General features: G+C 45.1%; 1 pseudogene. It reads left to right on the forward strand.

Annotated features, from left to right (window positions below):
* Positions 1-295: pseudogene (gene glnA, locus A3762_RS05665) on the forward strand (glutamine synthetase); the annotation flags it as partial.
* Positions 296-390 lie beyond the last annotated feature (95 nt).

Consider the following 390-nt stretch of genomic DNA (forward strand, 5'->3'; position numbering starts at 1 on the left):
CTCTGCATTGATGATGGCTGGTCTTGACGGTATCCAGAACAAGATCCACCCTGGCGATCCAGCAGATAAAGACTTGTACGATCTTCCAGCTGAAGAAGCGGCTGAGATCCCAACTGTTGCTGAAACGTTTGACGTTGCACTTGACGCTCTTGAAGCTGATCACGAATTCCTTACAAAAGGCGGCGTGTTCACTGAAGATATGATTCAAGGCTACCTTGAACTTAAGCGTGAAGAAGTTGAGACATTGAACATGACAACTCACCCAGTTGAGTTCGACATGTACTACTCAGTTTAAGACTTTGTTTTAAAGAAAAGCCCAGCAAATGCTGGGCTTTTTTATATCTGAGGTTCATACTAGAAGCAGCCTAATACGCAACGGAGCTGCCCGAA

The organism is Oleiphilus sp. HI0125, from assembly GCF_001635355.1.